This window comes from Streptomyces triticagri (assembly GCF_003429565.1).
In the GTDB taxonomy this organism is placed as follows: domain Bacteria; phylum Actinomycetota; class Actinomycetes; order Streptomycetales; family Streptomycetaceae; genus Streptomyces; species Streptomyces triticagri.
This window is the reverse complement of sequence record NZ_QUAK01000186.1, coordinates 1-7,796: the sequence shown is the minus strand read 5'-3', so window position 1 is coordinate 7,796 and position 7,796 is coordinate 1. Positions and strand designations below refer to the sequence as shown.

Annotated in this window: 4 protein-coding genes; 2 read left to right on the top strand and 2 right to left on the bottom strand. The window is 69.4% G+C overall.

All coding sequences use genetic code 11. The features are described from left to right. The first annotated feature begins 663 nt into the window (after positions 1-663). Positions 664-2,901: a telomere-associated protein Tap gene (tap, locus tag DY218_RS26180; protein ID WP_128558598.1), complete on the top strand. Its 2,238-nt coding sequence runs from the start codon at positions 664-666 to the stop codon at positions 2,899-2,901. 9 nt (positions 2,902-2,910) lie between these two features. After that, positions 2,911-3,468, top strand: a complete 558-nt coding sequence (tpg, locus tag DY218_RS26175) for a telomere-protecting terminal protein Tpg (RefSeq protein WP_128558597.1) — start codon at positions 2,911-2,913, stop codon at positions 3,466-3,468. A 189-nt stretch (positions 3,469-3,657) separates the two neighbouring features. Here the strand turns inward: tpg and DY218_RS26170 are convergent, their stop codons facing one another. Further along, complete coding sequence (locus tag DY218_RS26170) at positions 3,658-6,315, bottom strand: DEAD/DEAH box helicase (RefSeq protein ID WP_128558596.1); 2,658 nt, start codon at positions 6,313-6,315, stop codon at positions 3,658-3,660. Positions 6,316-6,789: 474 nt separating this feature from the next. Continuing rightward, on the bottom strand, positions 6,790-7,323 hold the full coding sequence (locus DY218_RS26160) for a hypothetical protein (protein ID WP_128558595.1): 534 nt from the start codon (positions 7,321-7,323) through the stop codon (positions 6,790-6,792). Positions 7,324-7,796 lie beyond the last annotated feature (473 nt).

The window sequence follows — 7,796 nt, the reverse complement described above, 5'->3', positions numbered from 1 at the left end:
GGTTGCTGTCCATCAGGTGTGGATTCCGCTGCCGCCTGCGGTGTGGCGGGGGAGGTCGACGCCGGTGCCAGGTCGTCTAGGCGTTCGGACGTCACTGTCTGCTCGCGTGGTGGTTGTTCTGTGTGCCTGGCGTGGCCGTGGAGAGTGACGTCGATGTTCGAGCCGTGCCTCGGTTGCGCATCGGGCGTCACGCGTGGTTGCGGGTGCTTGATGCCAGGCAGTCGGAGGTGTGCCGGCCGTGGACAGCCCGGGTGGGCGGGTCGTCCCGCTCGTAAGGGTGATTCTCTGGGGAGGTGTGATCGGTGCGAGGCCGCTTCCTGCGCGGCCCGCACGGCCCGCACGGCCTGTGTGGGCCTGTGTGGGTTCGGTGGTGGGTGTGTTTGTTGAGTTCTGCTCGCGTGTCGCCAGGCGATGCGGAACGGTTCGGTGCCATGTGTCGGTCGGGTCTGCTCGCTGTGGCGGGGTTCTCAACGGCCGGCAGTGTCTGCTCTCGACCGGTCTTGGCTGTCTGTGTCTCGTGTCGAACCGTTGCTGCTGCATCTGTCTCCAGCTGCGACGTCAACGCGGCATACGCGACTCGTACGCAATCTGTACGCGATGCGTACGGTGAAAGTGCGTGATGTGTACGGTTTATGCGGTAGGGTGTGGGGGAGGAGGTGTTTCATGTCGGAGTTGTTCGACGCGGTCGATGCGCTGATCGCGTCCCGTTCCCCGCTGCCGCCGCCCGAGGAGCGCAAGCGGTTGCGTGCCGCGCACGGCCTCACCCTGGACGAGGTGGCCGCCGCGCTGCAGGTGCGCCGGGCCACGGTCAGCGGCTGGGAGTCGGCGAAGAAGCCGACCGAGCCGCGCGGGCCCGAGCGTGAGGCGTACGCGCGCCTCCTGGAGGGACTCGCGGAGCTCTACCCCGCTGACAGAGCTGCCCCGTCCGCGGACGTGGCGGTGCCGGAAACGTTCACTGGCACGCCCCCACCACAAGCCCAGACTCCGGCCGCGGGGCTGACCTCCGATGCTGCGGCCATGACCGGTTCCGAGGACACCCAGACCTGCTCCGCCGCCAGCACCGCTGCTCCGGCTGCCGCGTCGTGCCCTGACCGCACAACCCGGTCGGCAAGGTCGCGTCGCCCCGGTGTGAAGAAGACCGCCGCCGCGCACCCCCCGGCCGCCGGCGGCGACCCGCGCTTCGTCAACGGTCCGCTGGCGGTTGTCGACGTCGACGCCGACGGCCAGGTCCTCGCGTACTGCATGGGCGGCCTGGTCCTCGACGTGCCCGCGCAGTCCCTCCCGGCCCTGGTCGACTGGACCCTGCACGAGGGCCTGCTCGGGCAGCCGAAACTCTCGGGCCCGGGCAAGGACGCCGACCCGCTGCTCGTCCTCACCGAGGCCGCCCTGGAGCGCTACGGACTCCCGGCCACCCTCACCGACGAACAACGCCTCGCCGGGCGCATCCCGGAGGGGCACAAGGCCGTCAAGCAACTGGTGCGCGCCGACTGGAAGCTGACCCGGAGGGGCTTCGGGCCGTGGGCTCGTATCTACCGTCCCGCGCAGGGGTCAAAACGGGCGTGCGTGCAGCTGTGCATCCCCTCCTGGAACGCGCTCGACACCCGCCACTGGGGCGACGCCGGGCAGCTCCCGCCGGCCGAACTCGCCCGCCTCCTGGGCGCGTACGCCTCGCGGGTGATGACGCCGCGCGGTTCCACCGCCGTGACTGGCCTGGAGCTGATGACCGCGCTCCACCCGCCGACCCGCGCCAGCGAACCCGACGCGAACGGCACACGCACTTCGGAGTACAACCCCGGTTCCCTGGGCAAGGACCCGGTCGACCCGGCGCCGTGCGAGGCCCCCGACGGGCACCCGCTCCTCAAGGATTTGCCGCGCTTCCACGTGCGGGGCCCAGCGGAGAAACTGTTCGAGGAGGCGTACGACTGGGCGCGGCCGCTCACCGACGACGAATGCCTACGCCGCAATCTGGTGGGCATCGACGTCAACCTGGCCTTCGCCGCCGGCGCCAACGGCCTGAATGTCGGCCTCGGAGCCCCGACGCACGTCACCAGCCCGATCTTCGACCCGAAACTGCCCGGCAGCTGGCTGGTGGACCTCAGTCACGTCGACCTGTCGAAGGTGAAGGCCGGCAAGGAGTGGGTGGAGCTGGACGGTTCGCTGCTGCCCTCCCCGTTCACGCCGAAGGGCGAACACCCGACCGGCCCGGCCTGGTACGCGACACCGACCGTGGCGTACGCGGTGGAGCTCGGCTACGAGGTGTGCCCGGTCGAGGCATGGGTCCGGTACGAGAACGGCCGCTACCTGGACGGCTGGTACAACCGGCTGCGCGACGCCTACCTCGCCACGATGGCCGACCTCGGCGTCCACACGGACCTGTCACCGGCCGACTTCCTCGCCGCGATGGACGGATACCGCGACCACGACCCGCAGCTGGGACACGTCGTCTCGGCAATCAAGGCGACAGTGAAGGGCGGCCTGGGCAAGCTGCGCGAGCGTCCCCGTGGGGAGGGCTGGCGGCCGGGCGAGCCATGGCGCGCCCTGTCCCGGCCGACATGGCGTCCCGACATCCGCGCGGCGGTCATCTCCCGCACCCGCATCAACCTCCACCGCAAGATCGTCAAGCACGCGGCATTCACCGGCCAGTACCCGGTAGCGATCCTCTCGGACTGCGTCGTGTACGCGGTCGACGGCGAGAGCCCCCTGGACTTCCTGCCGTACCGGGACGGCAAACCGCTGCCGGGCGGCTTCAAACTCGGCGTGAACCCGGGCCTGGTCAAGTGGGAGGGAACACAGAGCGTCCTGTGGGGAGAAGAAGTCCGCGACCGCTTCGATGCCCCGGAGCTCAACCTCGCCCGCTACATCAAGGACGGCACCGTCACCGACGTCGACAGCGGAGAGTAGGAGAGGGCGATGAGCATGTTCGGGGACGGCCTCGACAACGCGGTACACAAGGCATTCACCCGCCCCGCCCCGAAGTCGGCCGGCGCGCAAATGCGATACCTGGTCAAGCAACTCAAGGGGACCAAAGCCGTTGCCCAGACGCTGCGCATCTCCCAACGCACCGTCGAACGCTACGTGAAGGACCAGATCAAAAAGCCCCGTAAGGACCTCGCCGCACGCCTGGACCGCGAGGTCAAGGCCCGATGGCAGCCGCAGATCCGCAAGAAGGCACGCGAGAAAGCGGCAACAACCGGCGGCATCGTCATCGACACCCGCGCCCGCATGGGCTACACCGCACCGATCGGATCGACAGACCAGGACCGCATCCGGCACCTGACCGTCGCCCTGCCGCCCCGCTACGCCGCCCGCCTCTTTGACGCCCAGGAAGCCGGCGCCAGCGACGACCAACTCCGAGAGATCGCCGCCGACGCACTCAAAGAGGTCTACTTCCAGGACAACGGCCGCCGCGCCGGCAGCCTGGAGGAAGTCCGCATGCTCGATGTCGAGCACCTCGAGTTCAACCTCTGACCATCCCGAGCACCCTGCCGGCCCGGGCCTTGTTGGCCCGGGCCGGTCCTCTGCGTTCCCTGCCTCTGTGCCATGAAGCCCGTTTCCGGACAGACAGGCGACGCAGCCAGCGGCGCGGTGGTAGGTGCGCCCGCCCTGGGAGCGAACGACGCAGCCGTCCGGCACCGTCCTTGGTCCCCTCCAGATCGCTCATACCCATTCGGCTCCCAACTCCGCGAGCTCAGCGCGCTGTTCCGCGGTGAGCTTGTCCCGCCGGGTCTTGGTGTTGGAGATCCACACACCGAGCTTCACGACCACCGGCTCGGCCTCGCCATCGACCGCGATCTCCTCCGCGTGAGACCTGGGGACACGAAGGTGCCCCTCGCGGGCGACGTACTGGGCGAGTGCCTGCACCCCGCGCCGGAAGGCCGCTGACGCCTTCCCCACCGCCTTGCCGGCACCCTTGGCCGCCGGGACAAGAGCGGACCGCTCGGCGGGTACCACGCCCAGCTCCGACAGCCGCTGCTGCTGCCCCTCGCACAGCGCCGCCCAGGAGCTCTTCTGCCGCTGAAGCCACCGTCCGATGTCGTCGCCGTCGAACAGCACGCCCGGCTCGATCGCCGGGAGCACGCCGTCGGCGTCGACCAGGTCGACCAGGACGCGGTAGTGCCGCTGCCAATCCAGCGGCCACGGGCAGTCCCAGTCCGCGTCGATCTCCGTCAGCTGCGCCGCGCGCACGACGGCCCGCTCCGGGTCCTTGCCCAGGCCGTTCTTCACGCCCTTCCGCCGAAGGTTGGCCATGTGCTGCCCGATGGACACCATCGCCTCACCCTCGCCCCACACCGCGTCCTGACGCGGCGCGAGATGTCCCATGGCCCGCCGGTAGGACCGCAGCGCGGCCAGCTTGGCCTCCCACGCCTCCTCACCCGGCTCCCAGACCATCCCGGCCTCCGGCGCGTCCAGGAGAACCTTGCGCCGCTCCTCCAGCTCCCCGGCCCGCAGCGCCTTCCTCTGCTGGTGCACCCACCGCCCGAGCGGAAACGCCTTCGTCGCCCCTACCTCGACCTCAACGTCGTAAGGCACGGCGTAGACGCCGGCAATCTCGCTCTCCTTCCGCCAGCGCAGCAGAGCCTGATAGCCCTCCAGCCACACCAGCGACTCCGGCCGGTAGACCCGGGTGCGCAAGAACGCCGCGATGGTCGCCGCGTCGCGCGGACTGGAGAAGTGCAGCAGGGCCGACTCGGCAGCAGCGTCGGCGTCGTCCTGCCCCTGGTCCTCGCCGCCGGCCCCGACGATCCGCCCGTCCTCATCGCGCTGGAGGTGAACCTTGCGCTTGCCGCTGGTGAGCGCGCGGGAGGCGAGCTGCTCGACCAAGCGCTCATCATGCGAGCGCAGGCCCTGAAGAACCGCTACAAGAGGGCGGAAACTGGCGGAGGCGACCATATCCGCCGGCTCCTCGCCGGGCTCCAGGAACACCGGCACGATGATCCGCGCGACCTTGATGGAACCGTCCTTGTTGAGACGGAGCGCGCGGCCGATGTTCTGCACGATCTCCACCTGCGAGCCGCGGGTGTCCGCGAAGCAGACGGCCTCCACGCCCCGCTCACCGGTGATGTCCACACCTTCCCCGAGCACACGAACGCTGGCGAGAAACGCGCGGTGCACCCGGCGCCCGGCCGCGTCGATGCCGTTGGCGAACTGACGCAGCACCTCGCGCCGCTCGGACACGAGATGGTCGCCGCACAACCACGCCGACCACACCCGCTCCGGCGGGACGTGGCGGCCTGCCTCCAGCTCGTAGAACTCCGCATCGATCGATGACGCCGGGAGCTCCTTCTCCGCCTTGGCCAGGTCCTCGTCTGAGGCGTCGTTCAGGTACAGCTCGGCAGCGGTCTTCGGCAGCGCCTCCGCGAACGCCGCGGCCTCTTCCACCTTCTGATGGAAAGTCATGACCGTACGCAGGTTGTACGCCGCAGCGTGCTCCAGCAGAGCGGTCTGCAGCAGAGCTAGGCGCCGGCCGCGCTGCGCCTCCTCCCACTCCCCGAGGACGGGCGAGGGGGCGCGGATCTCCAGGACGTCGATCTCGAACCCGGCGAGGATCTCCCGCTCGATCGCCTCCGACAGCCCGAGCTCCGCGAGCCAGGCGCCGTAGGTCCCGTCCGGGTCGTCGGCCATGCTCGCGATCTCCAGCTCCTGGCGGTCCTTCCCGCGCTGTGGCCGGGGCGCGGCGAGGATGCGCGGGGTCGCGGTGAGGTAGAGCCGGAAGTCGGCGGGGATGCGGGTGTTGTCGTGGATCGCCGCCCATGGCCTGCCCAGATCGCCTGCGGTTGAGTGGGCTTCGTCGATGATGGCGAGCGAAAAACCGTCCATGCGCTGGCCGTACAGGCGCTCTCCGCCAGCCAGGGCAGCCTCCAGCGGCCCGCGAACGCGCCCCTGGCCCCTCGGGTCCTCGAAGTCCTCACGGTCCACGAGAGAGGCGTACGTGGCGAACACGATGACCGGCCCGTGCCCAGCCCACAGGGCCAGTTGGACCGGGTTTGTGGTGGTGCGCACACCCAGCTCGTTCAGCACAGGGTCGTTCTCCAGCGAGCACACCGCGACCATGGGGGAGCGGTGCCCCACGGCCCGCCATGCCTGGGCGGTCTGCACGAGCAGGTCCAGGGTCGGCACGGTCACGAGGATCCGACCTTCGGAAAAGCACTCCAGCGCACTCGCGGCAGCCATGATCGTTTTGCCGGAGCCGGTCGCTGACACGATCGTGCCACGGGCCCCCTGAGGGGGCACAGATGACCTTACAGGGAATCCGACCCACTTACGGAAACTCGACTTCTGATCGATCTGGTGTTTCTTGAGTGGAATCCTTCTCATCGTCCGTCCTCCTCTCCGGTGTCGTACAGCCAGCTGTTGTGAAGCCTTTCCAGCGCATTTTCCTCCTGGCCATGCTTCGTCCAGACCCCTTCGAGCCAGAGCGAGGTCGTCTCGATCCTCCCGCACAGCACGAAGGAAACCGGGCAGGTCGATCAGCACGAAGCTCACCCGCGAACATGCCGCCGGGCCCGTAACGGCGCCACAGCCGCTTCAGCCGCGCCCGGTGCTCGTGCAGGTACGCATCGAGCGTCTGCGGGTAGCGCTCCGGCTTCGCCAGGTGCACGGTCCGCAGGGCGGATGTCCACGAATTCCCGGGACGACTCCTGGTCCCACTGCTCGGATCTGGTCCCGGTCACGGCCGCGTAGTGCTGCTCGCAGACGTCCATGACACGCTCGACAGGTTCCGTCGACGGCCCGCTTCCCTCGTCACGGGCCGAAGGCCGGCCCCCGGCCAACGGCAGCAGAACGGGACGGTCACCGGGACGGACGGCCGCCTCCAGGTCCAGGCCGCGGTGATCCAGGTAGGAGGAGGAACAGGGCCAGGGCGCGGCCGGGGTCGCTGGCGTGCTGGATGTAGGGCTTATCGCTGGTCCAGCCGAACGTGGCCTGGTGGGGCCGGGGGTGCACGCCGCTGGTGTGCGGGTCAGGGAAGGTGACGGCGCGGGTGAAGAAGTCGTCCAGGCGGCTGAGGAGTTCCACATCCGGGCTGTCCGGCTCACGGCCGCGCACGGTGGTGGTGGCGTTCTCCAGGATGGTGGTGAGGCACCGCCGACGGGCGTCCTCCTGCTGCCGGAGCTCGCTGGACGGACTCTCCTCGACCACCTCCACCACGCGGTACAGGCCCTGATCCCCATACAGACCGCCTGGCTCCTCCAGCGCCTTGCGGGCCTTTGCGACGGCCTCCTCGACCGACCGCCCGTAGGCGTAGTTCGTCACCACCGATGCGCCCGGGTGCTCCGGATCGGTGCGCTGCGCCATGATCCGATAGCGGATCAGCTCCGGGTTCATCTCTGAAGTAACCTCACGATGGATTTCGTTCCGTGCTTCAAATCCCGCGCCCCGTTCGGGTGGTTGAGGGTATCTTACGTTTTCACCAAAGGTACATGCTGCATCAACCTGATGCAGCCACTACACTGGAACTCACACGAACGAGCGCCCCCCACCCCTCGTAGCCAGCCCGGCCCGCGCCAGCGGGCCCTAAGGGACTGGAGGCGCAGCCGGAAGGACTGTCAGGCGGGGGAGCGAAGCGGACCCGCCGGGAGCGCCCGACGCTCCCTCAACTCTTGCACTGGAGACCCCACTAGGCACACCATCACATCCCAGGGCACGGCCGCGCGATGCGCGGCCCGCCGGGCGCGCAGCGGCCGGCCCCCACCGGTCCCTGGAGCGCAGCGGAGGGGACTGCCCTCGCATCGCGAGGGCGAGCGGGAGCGCAGCGACCGCTTCGCTTGCACATCGCGCAGCGATGTGGTACCCGCTCC

Coding starts and splice junctions, on each gene's coding strand:
- tap (WP_128558598.1), top strand. CDS start 664: ATGTCGGAGTTGTTCGACGCGGTCGATGCGCTGATCGCGTCCCGTTCC.
- tpg (WP_128558597.1), top strand. CDS start 2,911: ATGAGCATGTTCGGGGACGGCCTCGACAACGCGGTACACAAGGCATTC.
- DY218_RS26170 (WP_128558596.1), bottom strand. CDS start 6,315: ATGAGAAGGATTCCACTCAAGAAACACCAGATCGATCAGAAGTCGAGT.
- DY218_RS26160 (WP_128558595.1), bottom strand. CDS start 7,323: ATGAACCCGGAGCTGATCCGCTATCGGATCATGGCGCAGCGCACCGAT.